Annotated in this window: 18 protein-coding genes and 1 tRNA gene; 12 read left to right on the top strand and 7 right to left on the bottom strand. The window is 69.6% G+C overall.

Annotation, left to right across the window (positions count from 1 at the left end; genetic code table 11):
* The first annotated feature begins 120 nt into the window (after window positions 1-120).
* Entirely contained in the window at window positions 121-882 is a 762-nt protein-coding gene (locus ABCR94_RS01825; RefSeq protein ID WP_347117172.1) for a phosphoglyceromutase, read from the top strand.
* Window positions 883-1,747: 865 nt separating this feature from the next.
* Here the strand turns inward: ABCR94_RS01825 and ABCR94_RS01820 are convergent.
* Both ABCR94_RS01820 and phoU read right to left on the bottom strand, forming a co-directional pair.
* Complete coding sequence (locus tag ABCR94_RS01820; RefSeq protein WP_347117171.1) at window positions 1,748-1,903, bottom strand: hypothetical protein; 156 nt, start codon at window positions 1,901-1,903, stop codon at window positions 1,748-1,750.
* A gap of 121 nt (window positions 1,904-2,024) precedes the next feature.
* Window positions 2,025-2,726: a phosphate signaling complex protein PhoU gene (gene phoU / locus ABCR94_RS01815; protein WP_347117170.1), complete on the bottom strand. Its 702-nt coding sequence runs from the start codon at window positions 2,724-2,726 to the stop codon at window positions 2,025-2,027.
* A gap of 260 nt (window positions 2,727-2,986) precedes the next feature.
* On the opposite strand from phoU, the gene phoR reads away from it, so the two are divergent.
* Both phoR and phoP read left to right on the top strand, forming a co-directional pair.
* Window positions 2,987-4,249 carry a two-component system sensor histidine kinase PhoR gene (phoR, locus tag ABCR94_RS01810; protein ID WP_347117169.1) on the top strand — a complete coding sequence of 421 codons (1,263 nt, stop codon included), beginning with the start codon at window positions 2,987-2,989 and terminating at the stop codon, window positions 4,247-4,249.
* Window positions 4,250-4,254: 5 nt separating this feature from the next.
* Window positions 4,255-4,926 (top strand): two-component system response regulator PhoP, encoded by a 672-nt coding sequence (phoP, locus tag ABCR94_RS01805; protein WP_521976429.1) that lies wholly within the window; start codon window positions 4,255-4,257, stop codon window positions 4,924-4,926.
* Window positions 4,927-5,053: 127 nt separating this feature from the next.
* Here the strand turns inward: phoP and ABCR94_RS01800 are convergent, their stop codons facing one another.
* Window positions 5,054-5,752, bottom strand: a complete 699-nt coding sequence (locus ABCR94_RS01800) for a copper chaperone PCu(A)C domain-containing protein (protein ID WP_347117167.1) — start codon at window positions 5,750-5,752, stop codon at window positions 5,054-5,056.
* Window positions 5,753-6,508: 756 nt separating this feature from the next.
* On the opposite strand from ABCR94_RS01800, the gene ABCR94_RS01795 reads away from it, so the two are divergent.
* The 7 genes from ABCR94_RS01795 (at window position 6,509) to ABCR94_RS01765 (ending at window position 13,730) form a co-directional block, all read left to right on the top strand.
* A complete protein-coding gene (locus ABCR94_RS01795; RefSeq protein ID WP_283522107.1) occupies window positions 6,509-6,991 on the top strand; it encodes a CarD family transcriptional regulator in 483 nt (160 codons plus the stop codon).
* A gap of 316 nt (window positions 6,992-7,307) precedes the next feature.
* On the top strand, window positions 7,308-8,105 hold the full coding sequence (ispD, locus tag ABCR94_RS01790; RefSeq protein WP_347117166.1) for a 2-C-methyl-D-erythritol 4-phosphate cytidylyltransferase: 798 nt from the start codon (window positions 7,308-7,310) through the stop codon (window positions 8,103-8,105).
* Window positions 8,095-8,640 (top strand): 2-C-methyl-D-erythritol 2,4-cyclodiphosphate synthase, encoded by a 546-nt coding sequence (gene ispF, locus ABCR94_RS01785; protein WP_347117165.1) that lies wholly within the window; start codon window positions 8,095-8,097, stop codon window positions 8,638-8,640. The genes ispD and ispF overlap by 11 nt, the downstream gene beginning before the upstream one ends.
* 163 nt (window positions 8,641-8,803) lie before the next feature.
* A complete protein-coding gene (locus ABCR94_RS01780) occupies window positions 8,804-9,208 on the top strand; it encodes a PPOX class F420-dependent oxidoreductase (protein ID WP_347117164.1) in 405 nt (134 codons plus the stop codon).
* A 92-nt stretch (window positions 9,209-9,300) separates the two neighbouring features.
* A complete protein-coding gene (gene cysS / locus ABCR94_RS01775) occupies window positions 9,301-10,704 on the top strand; it encodes a cysteine--tRNA ligase (protein WP_347117163.1) in 1,404 nt (467 codons plus the stop codon).
* Window positions 10,705-10,821: 117 nt separating this feature from the next.
* Entirely contained in the window at window positions 10,822-11,781 is a 960-nt protein-coding gene (rlmB, locus tag ABCR94_RS01770) for a 23S rRNA (guanosine(2251)-2'-O)-methyltransferase RlmB (protein WP_347117162.1), read from the top strand.
* Window positions 11,782-12,077: 296 nt separating this feature from the next.
* The gene (locus ABCR94_RS01765; RefSeq protein ID WP_347117161.1) at window positions 12,078-13,730 is read left to right on the top strand and encodes a DoxX family membrane protein; all 1,653 of its coding nucleotides are present in this window, start codon (window positions 12,078-12,080) and stop codon (window positions 13,728-13,730) included.
* Window positions 13,731-13,851: 121 nt separating this feature from the next.
* Here the strand turns inward: ABCR94_RS01765 and ABCR94_RS01760 are convergent, their stop codons facing one another.
* The 4 genes from ABCR94_RS01760 to ABCR94_RS01745 form a co-directional block, all read right to left on the bottom strand.
* The gene (locus ABCR94_RS01760) at window positions 13,852-14,568 is read right to left on the bottom strand and encodes a nucleotidyltransferase family protein (protein ID WP_347117160.1); all 717 of its coding nucleotides are present in this window, start codon (window positions 14,566-14,568) and stop codon (window positions 13,852-13,854) included.
* Window positions 14,569-14,649: 81 nt separating this feature from the next.
* Window positions 14,650-15,066 (bottom strand): hypothetical protein, encoded by a 417-nt coding sequence (locus ABCR94_RS01755; protein ID WP_347117159.1) that lies wholly within the window; start codon window positions 15,064-15,066, stop codon window positions 14,650-14,652.
* A gap of 237 nt (window positions 15,067-15,303) precedes the next feature.
* Window positions 15,304-16,440 (bottom strand): ABC transporter ATP-binding protein, encoded by a 1,137-nt coding sequence (locus tag ABCR94_RS01750; RefSeq protein ID WP_347117158.1) that lies wholly within the window; start codon window positions 16,438-16,440, stop codon window positions 15,304-15,306.
* 334 nt (window positions 16,441-16,774) lie between these two features.
* On the bottom strand, window positions 16,775-18,175 hold the full coding sequence (locus tag ABCR94_RS01745; protein ID WP_347117157.1) for an RNA-guided endonuclease InsQ/TnpB family protein: 1,401 nt from the start codon (window positions 18,173-18,175) through the stop codon (window positions 16,775-16,777).
* Window positions 18,176-18,343: 168 nt separating this feature from the next.
* Between ABCR94_RS01745 and ABCR94_RS01740 the strand changes: the two genes are divergently transcribed.
* Both ABCR94_RS01740 and ABCR94_RS01735 read left to right on the top strand, forming a co-directional pair.
* Window positions 18,344-18,421, top strand: a tRNA-Thr gene (locus ABCR94_RS01740).
* A 100-nt stretch (window positions 18,422-18,521) separates the two neighbouring features.
* Complete coding sequence (locus ABCR94_RS01735) at window positions 18,522-19,499, top strand: zinc-binding dehydrogenase (protein ID WP_347117156.1); 978 nt, start codon at window positions 18,522-18,524, stop codon at window positions 19,497-19,499.
* Window positions 19,500-19,510 lie beyond the last annotated feature (11 nt).

Genomic DNA, 19,510 nt, shown 5'->3' with positions numbered 1-19,510 from the left:
ACGTCCCCCGGTGATGTAAGCGCCCCTGCCTCTTGCCCGCAACTTACAAGTGGCCTGCTCAGGGGGGCGAGTCAATTGACGGCGGGCGTCAATCCGGGAGCGTGGATTAGGCTCGTACGCATGGCCGACGCACCGTACAAGCTGATCCTCCTCCGCCACGGCGAGAGCGACTGGAACGCGAAGAATCTGTTCACCGGATGGGTGGACGTCAACCTCACCGAGAAGGGCGAGAAGGAGGCGGTACGCAGCGGTGAGCTGCTCAAGGACGCCGGCCTGCTGCCCGACGTCCTGCACACCTCCCTCCAGAAGCGCGCCATCCACACCGCGAACCTCGCGCTGGACTCCGCGGACCGCCACTGGATCCCCGTCCACCGCTCCTGGCGCCTGAACGAGCGGCACTACGGCGCGCTCCAGGGCAAGGACAAGGCACAGACCCTCGCGGAGTTCGGCGAGGAGCAGTTCATGCTGTGGCGCCGCTCGTACGACACACCGCCGCCGGTGCTGGAAGACGGCACCGAGTTCTCGCAGAGCGACGACCCGCGCTACGCGACGATCCCCAGCGAGCTCCGCCCGCGCACGGAGTGCCTCAAGGACGTCGTCGAGCGCATGCTCCCGTACTGGTACGACGCCATCGTCCCGGACCTACTGACCGGCCGCACGGTCCTGGTAGCCGCCCACGGCAACTCCCTGCGCGGCCTGGTCAAGCACCTCGACGGCGTCTCCGACGAGGACATCACTGGCCTGAACATCCCGACGGGCATCCCCCTCGCGTACGAACTGGACGCAGACTTCCGCCCCCTCAAGAAGGGCGGCACGTACCTGGACCCGGAGGCGGCGAAGGCGGCCATCGAGGCTGTGAAGAACCAGGGCAAGAAGAAGTAGGAATAGTGGTCATGCCCCTGAGCTGCGCATTCGGTGCAGCTCAGGGGCTTTCCTCTGCCCTGGGCTCACGCTGGGCCCTCAGCGCGGGGGCTCGTCCGGCCGCAGAGTCTTCCCGAGAGCCTTCGGCGCACGGTCGCGACCGCTTGGCATCAAGCGGGTGCGCCCTCTCGTTTAACACCGACTCCTGAGGGCGAGTGTCCAGTTCCGGACGTGAGACAGGGCACCGCGATCGGAGTGGGCCTGGTCATCGCACTGTGGGCAGCCGTAGATCCCATTCTCGGGCTCACCTGCATCGTTTACCGGTTTGCCCGGAGGCAGCCGCGCACGTGACCCAGGTTGCCGCGATGTCTTCCGCTCACCACCGAGAGCGAACTTCTGTGCGCCTTTGAATCCGACGTACGCACCCGCGTGCGCCTGGTCGGTCCGATGCCGCCGGTTGTGCGCTCTGTCCTGTCCCTGTGAGGTGGCACACGCTGTTGCTCTGTACGAGCACGGGCTACCGGGGGTGGACGGTGGGTGAGTGGAAGCAAGGGAAATGCGGTTGGCCTACGGCGGCTGGAGGCCGCTGTGCCAACAAAACGATGAAGGGCACATCGCGGTGCTACCTCCATCAAGGTGGGTGGACGAAACTCGGTCAGAGGCAGCTGAGGAAGAGGGCGGGCAAGCGTCGTAACAAGTGAGCTGTTGACGTCTGTTGAGGGCGTGCGGGCGTTAGGGGGTGCGGGGCGCTCAGGGGGCGGCCGGCAGTCGGCACGCGCAGTCCGGAGAGGTAGACGCAGCAATAGCATGTCGAGCAACGCCAAATGGGCCCCGTCCGGCGAGGACGAGGCCCATTTCTTGTGTCGCCGCGGGCGGAGGTCGGCCGCTAGCCGCAGCCGCCGCACTGGCACGGGCCGCCGGACTGGCAGCCGCAGGAGCAGCCCGAGCCGCAGCCGCAGGCGCCGAGGACGGGTGTGGTGGGCACGTGCGCGCGGTCGGACCGCGGTTCCTGCTGCGAGTTGAGCGTGGGGGAATCGGCCATGAGGATCCTCCTCGAAGGGGTACGTGGCGTACTCCTGCTGCCCATCTCATGCCCACCGGGGCGGGCGCATCAACCGCGCACGCGCGCAGTCACCCCGTGCGCTCACTCCGAGACGCGCGCCCTACACGCCCTCGACCGGCGCGGCGGTAGGCGTCGCCGCCGCGTTCGCCGCCTGGAGTTCGTCCGCGTGCTCGCCCGTCACCAGGTAGACGACCCGCTTGGCCACCGACACCGCGTGGTCCGCGAAGCGCTCGTAGTAGCGGCCGAGCAGCGTCACGTCGACCGCCGTCTCGATGCCGTGCTTCCAGCGGTCGTCCATCAGGTGCTGGAACAGCGTGCGGTGCAGCAGGTCCATCTCGTCGTCGTCCTGCTCCAGCTGGAGTGCCAGGTCGACGTCCTTGGTGATGATGACCTCCGCCGCCTTCGCCATCAGGCGCTGCGCGAGCTGGCCCATCTCCAGGATGGTCGCGTGCAGGTCGTGCGGCACCGCGGCGGCCGGGAAGCGCAGCCGGGCGAGCTTGGCCACGTGCTGGGCCAGGTCTCCCGAGCGCTCCAGGTCGGCGCTCATCCGCAGGGAGGTGACGACGATCCGCAGGTCGGTGGCGACGGGCTGCTGGCGGGCCAGCAGGGCTATGGCCCGTGCCTCCAGGTCGTGCTGGAGGTCGTCGACCTTCTGGTCGGCGGCGATCACGCTCTCGGCGAGCTTGAGGTCCGCGTCGAGCATGGACGTGGTCGCCCGACCGATCGCCGAGCCGACCAGCCGAGCCATCTCGACCAGGTCTTCGCCGATCGAGTCAAGTTCCTCGTGGTACGCGTCGCGCATGAAAGTCCCTCTCTAGTACTCCGGGAGGCCTCTGAACCCCACGTTCCCACGTTCCGTCCGTCACGCATCCGTTTCCGGCACCCCGAGTGAACCGACACCGTCTCCCCGGTGAACTCTGGGATTCGGAGATCCAACCCCGGCCGGATCCGGACGGCTGAAGTGAACCAGCACGGTCCCCCCGGTGAACTCTGGGCGACGACTGTTCGAGTAGCCACCCATTTGGCTGGGGAAGTCTTCTTACACCCGCTTAACCTGGGTGCATGGACGTGGACGCGGCAGTCGCCGCAGCAGCAGCGATCGCCGGACTGTGCACCGGTGTGATCGCCATGCTGGCGTTCCGCTGGAGCGAGCGCGACCAGGCCAGGCCCACCCGGTCCTCGATGCGCCCCGACATCAACGCCGTACTGCCGCCGGGCGTGGACACCGTGCTCTCCGTGCTGCGCTCCTCCGCCGTCGTGCTCGACGAGAGCGACAACGTGGTCAAGGCCAGCTCGGCGGCGTACTCCCTCGGGCTCGTCCGGGGCGGGAAGCTGTCCGTCGATCCCATGCTGCACATGGCCAGGGACACCCGCCGCGACGGGGAGATACGCCAGGTCGAGCTGGACCTGCCCCGCCGCGGCACCGGCCGCGGCGAGGCCCTCGCGGTCTCCGCCCGTGTCGCCCCGCTCGGCTCCCGCCTGGTCCTCCTGCTGGTCGAGGACCTCACCGAGGCCCGCCGCATCGAAGCGGTACGCCGCGACTTCGTCGCGAACGTCAGCCACGAGCTCAAGACCCCGACCGGCGCTCTCTCGCTGCTCTCCGAGGCCGTCATGGACGCCTCGGACGACCCCGAGGCGGTGACCCGTTTCGCCGGCCGGATGCAGATCGAGGCGACTCGCCTCACCAATTTGGTCCAAGAGCTCATTGATCTTTCCCGGGTGCAGAACGACGACCCGCTGGAGGACGCCGAGCCGGTCCGGGTCGACGAACTCGTCGCCGAGGCCATCGACCGCAGCCGGCACGCCGCCTCCACCAAGCAGATCACCATGGCGGCGGGCGGCGCCGCAGGTCTGCGCATCTGGGGAAACCGCGGCCAGCTCGCCGCCGCCCTCGGCAACCTCGTCGAGAACGCGGTCAACTACAGCGCGGCCCGCACCCGCGTCGGCATAGCGGGCCGCCGAGTGTCCGCCCCCGGCGGCGACCTGATCGAGATCGCCGTCACCGACCAGGGGATCGGCATCTCGGAGAAGGACCGCGAGCGTGTCTTCGAGCGCTTCTACCGCGTCGACCCGGCCCGCTCCCGTGCCACCGGCGGTACGGGCCTGGGCCTGGCCATTGTCAAGCACGTGGCCGCGTCGCACGGTGGGGAAGTCACCGTGTGGAGCTCGGAAGGACAGGGCTCCACCTTCACCCTGCGGCTGCCCGAGGCAGCCGCACAGCGGGTCCGGACACCGACGACGGGCCCCTACGAGACCACTCAGACCGTTGAGACCACCGAGACCACTGCTCGCGAACCCATTCCTGCCCCGGAGGTCCTTCCGTGACCCGAGTGCTCGTCGTAGAGGATGAGGAATCCTTCAGCGACGTCCTGTCGTACATGCTCCGCAAGGAAGGCTTCGAGGTCGCCATCGCGGCCACCGGCCCCGAGGGACTCGACGAGTTCGAGCGCAACGGCGCCGACCTCGTACTTCTCGACCTGATGCTCCCCGGCCTGCCCGGCACCGAGGTCTGCCGCCAGCTGCGCAGCCGTTCCAATGTCCCGGTCATCATGGTGACGGCCAAGGACAGCGAGATCGACAAGGTCGTCGGTCTGGAAATAGGAGCCGACGACTACGTCACCAAGCCCTTCTCCTCCCGGGAGCTGGTCGCCCGCATCCGCGCGGTCCTGCGCCGCCGCGGCGAGCCGGAGGAGGCCTCCCCGGCGGCCCTGGAGGCCGGTCCCGTCCGGATGGACGTCGACCGCCACGTGGTCACCGTCTCGGGCGGCAAGGTCGACCTGCCCCTGAAGGAGTTCGACCTGCTGGAGATGCTGCTGAGGAACGCGGGCCGTGTGCTGACCCGTATGCAGCTGATCGACCGGGTCTGGGGCGCGGACTATGTGGGTGACACCAAGACCCTCGACGTCCACGTGAAGCGCCTGCGCGCCAAGATCGAGCCGGACCCGGGTGCGCCCAGGTATCTGGTGACGGTGCGTGGCCTGGGGTACAAGTTCGAGCCGTAAAGAGCGTGCGTACGCGACCCGTACGCGACCAGTACCGCATAGGGGCGCCCCACCGGAATCATCCGGCGGGGCGCCCCTATGCGTACTGCGTACCGCTGTCGGTAGTGACGCGGTCAGTGAGATGCGGTCAGTGACCCGCGCCCGCGCCCGCGGCGTGCGACGCGGAAGCCCCGCCCGACGGGCCGGTGGTCGTCGAGGCGCCCGCGGCGCCGGACGCGGCCTCCGAGGGCGATCCGGAAGGCGAGCCCGTGGGGCTGCCCGACGGGCTCGTCGTCGCCGATCCTGACGGCTTCGTGGCGGGCAGCTCGGGGAGCGCCGACGGGCCGACGTCCTTGAAGTCGTGCTTCGCCGGCACCACGAACGCCCGCATCTTCACCGCCCCGGTGTCGCTGAGCTGGAAGACGATGGGCTGGGCGTCGCCGTTCTTCGCGGCCTCGGCGCCCTTGTCGATGACGGCGGAGGCGTTGCCCTTGCCGCCGAGCACGATTGAGCCGCCGGCCGGAATGGACACCGGGCCCTTGCCCTTGGCCGGCGAGAGCTTCACCTTGGCGTCGGTGCCCGGCAGGCCGATCGACTCCAGGGTCTCGGCCTTGGCGCCGTTGTTGAAGATCGTCACGGTGACGGCCGCGGGGCCCTCGGCGCCGGGCTCCGGCTGCGTGACGATCGTGGCGTTCTGGATCTTGATGTCGTCGACGGCGGCCGCTGCGTTGTCCGGCCTGACCCCCAGCGTCTGCGCGTCGTTGCCCGCACCGCAGGCGGCGAGTGAGGCGATCGAGAACACGACGGCGGTCGCGGCGATGGCACCGCGTCGATGGCTGCGGCTCACGGCGGCGGCATCTCCTCTTAGACATTCGGACGTACGGAGGGCGTGGGACCGGTCAGGGGCGCGGTGCGTGGCCGCCCCAAGGGTGTGTCAGCGAGCTTAGGTTCGCGCTTAGGTTACCGAGCCGTCCGCCCGTGCCTGCACCCGACCCGCCCCACCCCGCCCACCCGCACCGGGGAGGTCGACCCGGCTCGCTGCTTTGTACGCCGTTCACATATCCGGGGCGTAGCAAGAGTGCGACCCGAGTGCGGATTATCCGTAAGGAATGTATGGCGGTACGGAACCCCGGACTCCGGGCCCGGCCGGAAGGCGGCGGGAAGGCGGTGGGAAGGCGGCGGGAAGGCGGCCGGAAGGCGCTGTGAAGGCGGCGTGAAGGCGGACGAGAAGCCGCCGGGGAGCCGGTCCGGGGAATTGATCACCGCACCGATCGCCGCACCGATCACCGCATCGGTGATCGATTATGGATTCGGGCCGTACGGGTGACCGATCGCCGAACGGAGTAGCCGAAGTTCACCGTTCCGAACCAGGCAAACCGGGACGTTAGTCCTCCGTTGGGGGGTCTGCGGTGCGTGTACCTTACGCGTTTCTCTCGCCCCGCACAGCCGCTCCGACCTGCGAATACCCCCTTCCGGAAGCCTTCCGCAGCACGTTCCTGTTGCTGTTGTCAAGCCCCGAGATATGCCCTGACCTGCGAAAACGTCATTCAGAAGAAGCCTCATCCGTGTTACTCTGGATAGCCACGGAAGGGGTACCTGTCACATGACGTTCAAGGTTGGCGACACCGTGGTCTATCCCCATCACGGGGCCGCGCTGATCGAGGCTATCGAAACTCGCCAGATCAAAGGCGTGGACAAGACCTACTTGGTGCTCAAGGTCGCTCAGGGCGACTTGACCGTTCGTGTGCCTGCGGACAATGCGGAGTTCGTGGGCGTGCGCGATGTGGTCGGCCAGGAAGGGTTGGAGCGGGTCTTCGAGGTGCTTCGCGCACCGTTTGCCGAAGAGCCGACCAACTGGTCCCGGCGCTACAAAGCAAATCTCGAAAAGCTTGCCTCCGGTGATGTCATCAAGGTCGCCGAAGTCGTGCGCGACCTGTGGCGTCGTGAGCGTGAGCGTGGTCTTTCCGCAGGTGAGAAGCGCATGCTCGCCAAGGCGCGGCAGATCCTCGTGAGTGAGCTCGCACTCGCGGAAAACACCAATGAAGACAAGGCCGAGGCCCTGCTCGACGAGGTCCTCGCGTCCTGACCCGAGCACAGGAGGTTGCTCCTTCTGTGCTCAGCAATGCCGTGGTGCCCGCTGACAAGGCCGACCAGCCCTTGTTGCCGGGCGCTGCGGCATATTCATGCCTATACGTACCTACGTACCCCCACATCCCCTGGATTTCTGGTGTGCCGGGCCCGTGGCAGCTGCCTCGACCGGTCGTCACGGAAGGGGCCGGTCAAGGCGTCGCGCCCGGCACGCTTGTGGCCATACCCACGTCGGCCGCGAGCACAAACCTGGCTGACCCAAACCTGTCCGTGCCAGTCCGGGGGACGAGACGCCACCGGCCCGGGAGCTATCGATGACAGACGAATCGCTGGACGAATCGCGCCCCACCACAGGCCGTGACCCCAGCCGCCGCACCGCCGCCGTGATCCCCGCCGCCGGCCGCGGCATACGGCTCGGCCCCGGCGCGCCCAAGGCGCTGCGCGCGCTGAGCGGCACCCCCATGCTGATCCACGCGGTACGGGCGATGGCTGCTTCCAGAGCCGTCTCGCTCGTCGTCGTGGTGGCCCCGGCGGACGACGCCGCCACCGTCAAGAACCTCCTCGACGAGCACGCGCTGCCCGACCGCACCGACTTCGTCGTCGTGCCGGGCGGCGAGACCCGCCAGGAGTCCGTACGACTGGGGCTCGACGCGCTGCCCGCCGACATCACCACCGTCCTGGTGCACGACGCGGCCCGCCCGCTGGTGCCCGTCGACACCGTCGACGCGGTCATCGAAGCGGTACGGGACGGCGCGCCCGCCGTGGTGCCCGCGCTGCCGCTGGCCGACACCGTCAAGCAGGTCGAGCCCCGCGAGAAGGGCCAGCCGGAGCCCGTTGTGGCCACCCCCGACCGGGCCCTGCTGCGCGCCGTACAGACCCCGCAGGGCTTCGACCGGGCCACGCTCGTCCGCGCCCACGAGACGTTCGCGGCCGGCCGCGAGGGCGTGGCGCACGGCGAGGGCGCCACGGACTGTGCCGGGATGGTCGAACAGCTCGGCGTGCGGGTCGTGGTCGTTCCCGGCCACGAAGAGGCGTTCAAGGTGACCCGGCCGCTTGACCTGGTCCTGGCCGAGGCCGTACTCGCCCGCAGGAGGGCCAACGATGGCTTCTGATCCCCACCCCACCGATGCTCCCCACCCCACCGTCCACCCAGGCCCCACCGTCCTCCCCGCGCTGCCGCAGGTGGGGATCGGCACCGACATCCACGCCTTCGAAGAGGGCCGTGAACTCTGGTGCGCGGGCCTGCTGTGGGAGGGCGAGGGACCCGGCCTGGCCGGGCACTCGGACGCCGACGTCGTCGCACACGCCGCCTGCAACGCGCTGTTCTCCGCAGCCGGCCTCGGCGACCTCGGGCAGCACTTCGGCACCGGCCGCCCCGAGTGGTCGGGCGCGTCCGGAATCACCCTGCTCACCGAGGCCGCGCGGATCGTGCGCGCCGGGGGCTTCGGCATCGGCAATGTCGCGGTGCAGGTCGTCGGCGTGCGGCCGAAGATCGGCAAGCGGCGCGAAGAGGCGCAGAAGGTGCTCTCGGCCGCGGTCGGCGCGCCCGTCTCGCTGTCCGCCGCCACCACCGACGGGCTCGGATTCACCGGCCGGGGCGAGGGCCTCGCGGCAATCGCCACGGCCCTGGTGGTCCGTACGGGCTGAAACGCGGCCCGGGTGGAAGCCCAACGGCCCCCGGATCGAAGTTCGGCCCGGGTGGTCCGTACAGGCTGAAAGAACGAGCCGGTGCGATGCGTCGGCGCACCAGCGGGTACGCCTATCGCTGTCAGTCACAGCTCGCTCTCCCTCCCCTTATGGAAGGCCCCCCATGGCAGCCGAACTTTCCGACAAGCTCAAGGCACTGCTCGACACCCCCGTCTTCATCACCGTCGCCACCATCCAGCCCGACGGCAGCCCGCAGGTCTCGCCGGTGTGGGTCAAGCGCGACGGGGACGAAGTGCTGTTCTCGACGACCCTCGGCCGCCGCAAGGAGAAGAACCTGCGCCGCGACCCCCGGGTGACGGTCCTGTTTCAGCCCTTCGACTCCCCGTACACCTACGCCGAGATCCGCGGCACGGTCGAGATGACGACCGACGGCGGCCAGGAGCTCATCGACGAGCTGGCCATGAAGTACGCCGGCAAGAAGTATGTGGAATTCAACCCGTCGTCGGTCAACGACAGCGCCCGTGTGGTCGTCCGGGTGAGCGCGCGCAAGATCGTCGGCAGCATCTGAGCCGGATCCGAACGGATCCGACCGGGAAATCCCGTTCCCCGCGGCTCGCAAAGAGTCGCGGGGCACTGTGGTGGGCGCACTACCCTGGTGTGGTGACTCTTCGCCTGTACGACACCAGCGCCCGGCAGACTCGCGACTTCGTCCCGCTCACCCCGGGCTGTGTCTCGATCTACCTCTGTGGCGCCACGGTGCAGGCTGCCCCGCACATCGGGCACATCAGGTCCGGGCTGAACTTCGACATCATGCGCCGCTGGTTGGAGTACCGCGGTTACGACGTGACGTTCATCCGCAATGTCACGGACATCGACGACAAGATCATCGTGAAGTCGGCCGAGCTCGACCGCCCCTGGTGGGCCATCGGGTACGAGAACGAGCGCGCCTTCAACGACGGCTACGACGCGCTGGGCTGCCTCCCGCCCACCTACGAGCCGCGCGCCACCGGCCACATCCCCGAGATGATCGAGATGATGCGCGGCCTCATCGAGCGCGGTCATGCGTACGCGGCCGACGGGAACGTCTACTTCGACGTGCGGTCCTACGACGACTACCTGGCGCTCTCCAACCAGGACCTGGACGACCTGCGCCAGCCCTCCGGCGAGGGTGAGACCGGCAAGCGCGACCAGCGCGACTTTGCCATGTGGAAGAGCGCCAAGCCGGGCGAGCCGAGCTGGGAGACGCCGTGGGGCCGCGGCCGTCCCGGCTGGCACTTGGAGTGCTCCGCCATGGCCCACAAGTACCTGGGCAAGGCCTTCGACATCCACGGTGGCGGGATCGACCTGATCTTCCCGCACCACGAGAACGAGATCGCCCAGGCCAAGGCCTTCGGTGACGACTTCGCGAAGTACTGGGTGCACAACCACTGGGTCACGATGGCCGGCGAGAAGATGTCGAAGTCGCTGGGCAACTCGGTCCTCGTGTCCGAGATGGTCAAGAACTGGCGCCCCATCGTCCTGCGCTACTACCTCGGTACGCCGCACTACCGCTCGACCATCGAGTACAGCGAGGAGGCCCTGCGCGAGGCGGAGTCCGCCTTCGCGCGCATCGAGGGCTTCATCCAGCGCGTGGCCGAGAAGGCCGGGGGCGTCGTGGAGCCCGCCGAGCAGGTCCCGCCGGCCTTCGCCGACGCGATGGACGACGACCTGGGCGTGCCGCAGGCGCTCGCGATGATCCACACAGCGGTGCGGCAGGGCAATTCCGCGCTGGCCGCCGACGACAAGGAAGCCGCGATCGCCCGGCTGGCGGAGGTACGGGCCATGCTCGGCGTCCTCGGCCTCGACCCGCTCGACGACCGTTGGGCGGGCACGTCCGGCGACCAGAGCGAGGACCTGCACGGGGTCGTGGACACGCTCGTACGGCTCGTACTCGACCAGCGCCAGTCGGCCCGCGACCGCAAGGACTGGGAGGCGGCCGACGCGATCCGCGATCAGCTGCAGCAGTCCGGCCTGGTCATCGAGGACAGCCCGACGGGACCGCGCTGGACGCTGGGACCGCGCTGAGCAGCCGCTCACGGAGCACAGCATGTGCCGCCCGGCCTGCCGGGCGGCACACTTTCACTTACGCATAAATACATACATTCGCACGCACGCATCGAAGCTTCAGGAAACAGGTAGGTCATGGCCGGGAACAGCCAACGCAAGAACCGCCGCACGTCCAACAAGAAGGGCCCGCAGATCGGCAGCGGTGGCCAGCGGCGCCGGGGGCTCGAAGGCAAGGGCCCGACCCCGCCTGCCGGCGACCGCAAGGGCCACAAGAAGAACCGCGTAGCCAAGGCGGTGGCCAAGACGAACACCAAGGCCACCCGGCGTCCCACCCCCAGGCGCGGCGGCAAGGGCACGTCCGAGATGGTCGTCGGCCGCAACCCGGTCTTCGAGGCGCTGCGCGACGGCGTCCCGGCGACCACGCTGTACGTACAGCAGTACATCGACAACGACGAGCGCGTCCGTGAGGCACTCCAGCTCGCGGGCGAGCGCGGCGGCATCCACCTGATGGAGGCACCGCGGCCCGAGCTGGACCGGATGACCAACGGCCTGAACCACCAGGGCCTCGTCCTGCAGGTCCCGCCGTACGAGTACGCGCACGCCGAGGACCTCGCGGTCAGTGCCCACGACGCCGGCGAGGACCCGCTGATCGTCGCCCTCGACGGCATCACCGACCCGCGGAACCTGGGCGCGATCGTCCGCTCCGTCACCGCCTTCGGCGGTCACGGCGTGGTCGTCCCCGAGCGGCGCGCCGCCGGTATGACGGCGGGCGCCTGGAAGTCCTCGGCCGGTACGGCCGCCCGTACGCCGGTGGCCCAGGTGACCAACTTGACGCGCGCCCTGGAGGCGTACAAGAAGGCGGGCATCGCGGTCGTCGGCCTCGCGGCGGACGGCGAGAGCGAGGTCCAGGAGCTTGAGGCGCTGGGCGGCCCGGTCGTCATCGTCATCGGCAGCGAGGGCAAGGGCCTGTCCCGCCTCGTCGGCGAGACGTGCGACTTCCTGGTGCGGATCCCGATGGCGGGCAGCGCGGAGTCCCTGAACGCGGGTGTCGCGGCGGGCGTCGTGCTGTACGAGGCGGCGAAGCGCAGGGCGTAGGGCAGGCGCGGGCGGGTCTTACCTGGCGTGGGGCCGTGTGCGGCGTACCTGTACGCGGCGTTCGGTCGTACGCGATGTGAGACGCGCCACGCAGGAGTGATGCGCGTGCGGCGCCTGGCGCAACGCGGGACGGGCACCTGGCGTAAGACCGTCCGGGTGCCCGGCCCGGCGGCGGCGCGGCGTCCGGGTGACGCGTCGGCCGGGGCCGGGTGTTTTGCCCGGTAAGGGGGTCTTGACGGGTCTCGGACAGATCGGCTGCGTCAAGGCAGTGTCCTAAACACACATCACTCGGTTAGATGAGTGTGGACACCAGAACACCCGGGTTCGACGATCAGCCCGCCCTGAGCATGGTCAAGGTGCCTTGCGACCCAGCGCAGGTCATCGTCAACCACGCCAGTTTCCGCGTGCAGCTCGCCCCGAGCCGGCGCCCCGCCCCGCTTTATGCGGGTGCGGGCGGCGCGGGCAGTGGGATGGCGAACACGGCGTTGCTCGCGACCGCCGGTGGCGCGGCCGGAGTGCGCCGCCGAGCGCCCGTCGTATGGAGCGGCAGATCCGAACCGGGGGATCTCGGCGCGACCGGACTGCTCCAGGCCGTACGCAACACCGCCGAGGCGCGCGGTGGTGGCGCCGGTCGTCACGACGCGGGCGCCACGCAGGTCATCCCCCGGATCTCCGTGGGCGAGGACACCGAGGCGATCCCGTCCGTCGTGGGCCCGCGCGGCTCCGAGCCGCCCAGGACGGCGATGCTGCCCCGGACGCGGCAGGCCGTCGGCGCGTACGACGACTCCGACACGGACGGCGAAGAGCCCTACGACGACGAGGAGTTCGACGAGCGCGACCGGGCGGGCGGTCAGCGGCACGGTGCCGACGTGGTCCGGCACGCCTATTACCCCGGGCGGCGGATAAATCTTGGAGTGGTGCTGCTGCCGCTCCGGGTGTTCCTCGGCTTCATCTCCATCTACGCCGGCATGGGCAAGCTCTGCGACCCCGTGTACTTCGACGGCGGCAAGCGTGGCTCGATGGTCAAGTGGCTGACGTCGCTCGACCCGTGGACCATCGCCGGGCCGCTGCGGGACTTCGCGGTGAGCCACCCGGTGGGCTCCGGCCTGACCGTCGCGTTCCTCCAGGTCGTCGTCGGTGTGCTGACGGTGCTCGGCCTGTGGCAGCGGGTCGCCGCGTGTGTCGGGACGCTGCTCTCGGTCGCGCTGGTCGTGACCGTGAGCTGGAAGACCGTCCCGGCGTACGACGCCCCCGACATCATCTACCTCGCCGCGTGGAGCCCGCTGATCATCGCGGGCGCACCGGTCTACTCGGTCGACGGGCGGCTCGCGGGCGAGGCCTGGCGCAAGCTCGGTCCGCGCTCCGAGCTGTGGGAACTGCGGCGGCGCGTCCTGCGTCGCGGCACGATCGTCGCCGCTCTGGTCGTCGGTGTGACACTGCTGGTCGGCTCGATGCTCGGCGGCGCCGTCCGCTCCTCGGAAATGGTGACCGTGCCTGGACCGAACGACGACCCGACCAACTACCTGCCGGGCGCCCCGCTCCCGCAGGAATCCGGCTCCACGGGCTCCTCGCGTACCCCCGGCAGCAGCAGGCCGGCGCCGACCGCCAGCGGCTCCGCGGCCCCCGCAGCCAAGGGCACGACGCCCGGAGCGCCGCGTCAGACCGCGCCGGGAGCCGCCACCGACCCCCAGCGGCAGCCGAGCCAGACCCAGGGCGCCACGGCCGGCCAGGCGCCGCCCCCGCCGCGGCAACAGCCCGCACCGCCGCAGCAGGCGCCCACCACCAGCGCGGGCCCGACGTCGACCGGCGGCACCGGCAGCGGCGGGACGAGCGGCGGAACCACCGGCGGCGGCAGCACCGGCGGAGGCGGCTCCGGCGGGAGCAGCACCGGAGGCAGCGGCAGCGGTGGCAGCGGCGGCGGAAGGGTGATCGGCGGCCTGCTCGGCTGACCGGCAACGCCACGCAGGACCGCAGGACAGGGAGAGGGCCCGGCGCGCACTACGCGCGCCGGGCCCGCTGCCTTTGCCGCTCACACTCCGGGTGTCCCGGGGTCGTACATACGTAAATCCCTCAACCGCGGGCCGCCGCCAGCTCCTTGGCCGCCTCGGTGAGGTCCTTCGCGGTGTCGATGGCCCGCCAGTACGCGCCGTGCGGCAGCGGGAAGCCCGCCAGGCGGCGCTCTCGGGCCAGCCGGGGGAACGTGGTGCGTTCGTGGTCCCCCAGGTCCGGGAGAAGCGCTGTGAAGGCCGCTGAGAAGACGTACACGCCCGCGTTGATGAGGTAGGGCGAGGGGGGCGACTCGATGAAGTCGGTGATGTGGCCGAAGGCGTCCGTCTCCACGGCGCCCCACGGGATGCGGGGGCGGGCGAGGGCCAGAGTGGCGGTGGCGTCGCGCTCGGCGTGGAAGGCGGCCATCTCGCGCAGGGAGAAGCGCGTCCAGATGTCGCCGTTGGTCGCGTACCAGGGGAGCTCGGGGTGGGGGAGGTGCGCGGCGGCGTATTTGAGGCCGCCGCCGCGGCCGAGGGGTTTGTTCTCCACCACGGTGGTCACATGCAGCGGCAGGTCGGCGCCGTCCAGCCATTCCTGGAGTACGTCGGCGAGGTGGCCGCAGGAGACGACCGCGTCGGTCACGCCCTCGGCGGCCAGCCAGGCGAGTTGATGGCCGATGATCGGGGTCCCGGTTCCGGGGATCTCGACCATCGGCTTGGGGCGATCGTCGGTGTACGGCCGCAGCCGCGAGCCCTGGCCACCTGCCAGGATCACGGCCTGCGTCGGATACGTAGTCATACGGGGCACGATATGCGGCGGGCCGCGGAGGGTGCCCCGGTGCCCGGATCGGCTGCTCGCTCGGTCGGTGGCCGTCCCCGGTCAGCCGGCCTGGTGGGCCACGCCCGAGGCGAACGAGGTGTCGCAGACGGGGCGGGAGAAGGACTGGGCGCGGGTGGGACCGTAGTGGCCGACGGCGGCACGGCCGAGGGCGCGGGCGATCGACATGCAGTGCTCGGTGAGCGAGGGTCGGCGCTCGATCTCGCGCTGCAGGTGCGTGAGGGCGACCGCGGGGTCCTTCTCCTGGAGTTCCAGGAGGAGCTTGTCGCGCAGGACGTCCTGCGGGGCGCGGGACTTGGCGCGTACGTTGACTTCCTCGGAGGAGGCGGTCAGGATCTGCGTCTCGGACCCGCTCGTGGACCACGGGACGCGGGTGACCGCCAGGGTCCCGGAGAGGACCAGGACGACGGGCAGGACGAGAGCGAGAGTTCGGCCGATTCGGCGGGCTGTGTGGGTCACGCGAGTGAGCGTAGCGGCCCGTAATGATTTGGCGACATTTAGTCACTCTCGTGGGCGATGGTTCGATGTCTCTTTTCGAATCCCGTGTTGACGCACGCTGCTCGAAATGCCCGGTATGCCGGGGTATTTGGCTACACGCGCGTAGGGCCCCGCACGAGGTACGGGGCCCTACGGAGTGGATGTGCCACCGGAGCGGCGTCGGGCGGCGCGTACCGACTGCCGCCCGGCCCTCGGCCGTCAGTCGCTGAGGCGCTCGCCCGTCGAGGTCGAGAAGACGTGGGTCTCGCCCGGACGCGGGACGACGTGCAGCACGGCGCCCTTGGCCGGGACGGCGCGGCCGTCGACGCGGACAACCAGGTCCTGGTGCTCGCCGTTGACCTCGGCGCTGCCGTAGACGTAACCGTCTGCGCCGAGCTCCTCGACGACGTTGACGGTGACGGCCAGACCGGCCGGGGCGTCCGAGGTCTCCTTGGAGAGCGTCGTGGCCGCGCCGCCGCCCTGCTCCACGATGTCGAAGTGCTCGGGGCGGACGCCGACCGTGACGGTGGTGTCGCCCTTGTCGGCCGCGGCGGACAGCGCGTCACGGGAGACCGGCACCACGCTGTTGCCGAACTTCACGCCGCCGTCGGTGATCGGGACCTCGACCAGGTTCATGGCGGGGGAGCCGATGAAGCCGGCGACGAAGAGGTTGTTGGGGCGGTCGTACATGTTGCGCGGGGAGTCGACCTGCTGGAGCAGACCGTCCTTGAGTACCGCGACCCGGTCGCCCATGGTCATGGCCTCGACCTGGTCGTGGGTGACGTACACCGTGGTGATGCCGAGGCGGCGCTGGAGCGACGCGATCTGCGTACGGGTCGAGACGCGGAGCTTGGCGTCGAGGTTCGACAGCGGCTCGTCCATGAGGAAGACCTGCGGCTCACGCACGATGGCGCGGCCCATCGCGACACGCTGGCGCTGACCGCCGGAGAGCGCCTTCGGCTTGCGGTCCAGGTAGTCCGAGAGGTCGAGGATCTTCGCGGCCTCTTCGACCTTCTTGCGGATCTCGGCCTTGTTGATGCCGGCGATCTTGAGCGCGAAGCCCATGTTGTCGGCGACCGACATGTGCGGGTACAGCGCGTAGTTCTGGAACACCATGGCGATGTCCCGGTCCTTCGGCGGCAGGTGCGTGACGTCACGCTCACCGATGCGGATGGAGCCGCCGTTGACGTCCTCAAGACCCGCGAGCATGCGCAGGGAGGTCGACTTGCCGCAGCCGGAGGGGCCGACGAGGACGAGGAACTCGCCGTCCTCCACGTGCAGCTCCAGCGCGTCGACCGCGGGCTTGGTGGAGCCCGGGTAGACCCGGGTTGCCTTGTCGAAAGCGACAGTGGCCATGGTGATTGATCCCTTCTACCGGCAGGAACGTGCCGGACGATCCGAGTGGAAGGAGAATGGGTCTAGTCCACCAGAGTGAACTGTCCGTGACGCTACCTGGCCTTTTGGCTTCTGTCAGTAGTCCTGAGTCGGTGAAGTTCCCCGGCCGACCTCACAGAGCCAGAGCACCGCACTTTTGACCTCGCCCGCAACGCGGGTCCGCCGCCCTCGCCGGTGGCACTTCCTGCTTCGACACCCACCGCCGGCCGGGCGCGGTCCTCAAGAACCACGTCCAGCCGGTCTTACGCCGGCTCCACAGGCATTGCGGCCGACGGCCCGTCGGTCCGTACTGCTGCTAGGCAGTCGGCAGGCATTCCGCCGACCTTGACCCCTCGATCACCGGCGGCGGCTTCTTGCCCGGCGGCAGAGCCGCCGACACCAGCCAGTACAAACGCAGCCCCTCGTCCCGGAGATTCACCGCGGCATTCACATCCCGGTCATGCGCCACACCGCACTCGGCACAGGTCCACACCCGCACCGACATCGCCAGCCGCGCCCCCTTCGCATGACAGGCCGAGCAGCGCCGTGTGGAGGGGAAGAACCGGTCGACGATGACCAGCGTCCTGCCGTACCACGCGCTCTTGTAGCGCAGTTGGCGCAGCAGCTCGCCCCACGAAGCGTCGATGATCGACCGGCTCAGTCCGGCTTTCCGCCGCCGCCCATCGCCGACCGCGGGGCGCAACAGATTGGCAACGGCCAGATCCTCCACCACGAGCACTTGGTTCTCGCGCACGAGGCGGGTCGTGAACTGATCCAGCATGTCCCTGCGGACATCGCCGATGAGTGCGTACAGCCGGGCTGTCCTGAGCCTTGCCTTCTCCCGGTTCCGTGACCCCTTCCGCTTGCGGTGCAGCTGACGTTGCAACCGGGCCAGCTCGTCCTCGTACTTCTTCAGTAGCCGGGGATGGTCGAGCTTCGTCCCGTCGTCCAGCGTGACCAGCGACACCAGACCAAGGTCCAGCCCCACCGCCTTCGGCTCATTCCCGGACGGCAGGAACACCGGAGGCAGCTGCCCGATCAGCTCCTCCACCAGAACAGACAGAAAGAACCGCCCCGCACGGTCTCGCGACACTGTCAGTTTCACCGGCGCTGTATCGGGCGGCAGCGCACGCGACCAGCGCACATTCAGTGGCTCGGTCTGCTTGGCCAGAGAAACCAGGCCGGTCCCCGGCTGTTCCGGATCCTCCAGCCACCGGAAACCGGCTCTTGTGTACGTCGCCGCATCTCGTGATCGGCGCTTCTTCTTCCGTGTCGGATACTTCGCCGCCCCCTGGAAGAAGCGCGTATACGCCCCGTCCAGCTGCCGCAGCGACTGCTGCAATACGGTCGCTGACACCTCTTGCAGCCACGAGGTCGCCTCCGCCTGTCGCCAGCCCGTCAGGGATCGGCATGTCTCGGCGAAACCGACTGACACGCGGTACGTCTCCCAGGCGTTCGTCCGCAGTTCGAGCGCTTCGTTGTAGACCCAACGACAGGCGCCGAAGGTCTTGTCCAGCTGCTCGGCCTGTTGCTGGGAGGGGTAGAAGCGGAAGCGGTACGCGCGCTGCTGCACTCCGGGCGTTCTGGCCCGGCGCTTCAAAGGGATGGCAGCGCGATCATGGTGCTTGCGCCGGTCGGCGATGCCCAGCAACTCACGTTTGACCCGCTCGGCCTCGGAGCCGGTGACGCGGACGGGTCTCTCCGTCGAGTCCGCCATCACACCCCACCCATCTGATCTTCACCCGTCCGATCTTCGGAACAGCACACCAGTCCGTTCAACGAACTGGAGATTGTGAGGACACGGGCGCACGCAAGTTCCTGGCTGGTGGAATCGGGCGCTGTGTAGAGTGAGGAGGCTTTCGCATACGGTTCGAACGTGCGCGATGCCCCCTTAGCTCAGTTGGTTGAGAGCGCTGGTCTTGTAAACCGGAGGTCGTCGGTTCGAATCCGACAGGGGGCTCCATCGGTCAAACGACGTTCCCTTCCTTGATCTCAAGTGCGGTTGAGGAGGGAGAGTCGCTGCTCCACCCCGCCGCACGGGCGGGTGAGCAAGGAGCGCCCCCATGCACGCGATACGGCTGTACGCCACCGGGCCCGCCGAGAATCTGACCTACGAAGAGGTCCCGGACCCGGTCCCCGCCGACGGCCAGGTGCGGATCGATGTGCGGGCGAGCGGTGTGCATCTGCTGGAGATCATGCTGCGGCGCGGCATCACGGTGGGGCCGCACGCCCCGCCCGCGTTGCCGGCCACCCCCGGCGCGGAAGTCGCCGGTGTGGTGGGGGCCCTGGGGCCGGGGGTCGACGCGTGGTGGCTGGGGCGCCGGGTCGTGGCGCAGCTGGACGCCGATGAGGGTGGGTACGCCGAGCGGGCTGTCACCGGCGTCGCATCGCTCCACCCGCTGCCCGACGGGCTGGACGACGACCTCGCGGTGGCGGCCGTCACCACCGGCGCCACTGCCCAGGGGATCCTGCGGGTCGCCGGGCTCGGCGCCGGTGACACCGTCCTGGTGATGGCGGCGGCCGGTGGGCTCGGCAGCCTGTTCGTGCAGGCCGCGCGCGGCGCCGGTGCCTTGGTGGTGGCGGTGGCCGGGGGCCCGGTGAAGGTGGCGCGGGTCCTGGCACTCGGCGCCGATGTCGCGGTGGACAACCGGGACGCCGACTGGCCCGCACAGGTGCGTGCGGCGCTGGGGGAGCGGGCGGTGAGTGTGGTTCTCGACGGCGTCGGGGGCGGGCCCGGGCGGCAGGGGCTGGAACTGCTGGGTCCCGGTGGGCGCTTCCTGCTGTTCGGCTGGGCCACCGGGGAGCCGACGCAGATCAGCACCAAGGACCTCGTCGAGCGGCAGCTGACCGCGACCTGGGCGATCGGGCCGAACATGGTGCCCGCAGGTGGCCCGCGCGAGCTGGTGGAGCGGGCGCTGGCGGCGGCGGCCGACGGCACACTCGTTCCGCTGGTCACGCGGTTCCCGCTGAAGCGGGCCGCCGACGCGCACGCCGCACTGGAGGCGCGCGCGACCGTGGGCAAAGTGGTGCTGACGGTGTAGCCGCGAGCCCC

The organism is Streptomyces changchenzhani, from assembly GCF_039766235.1.
GTDB lineage: Bacteria > Actinomycetota > Actinomycetes > Streptomycetales > Streptomycetaceae > Streptomyces.
Note: the sequence above shows the minus strand (reverse complement) of the source record. Positions and strands in the feature narration are given on the sequence as shown.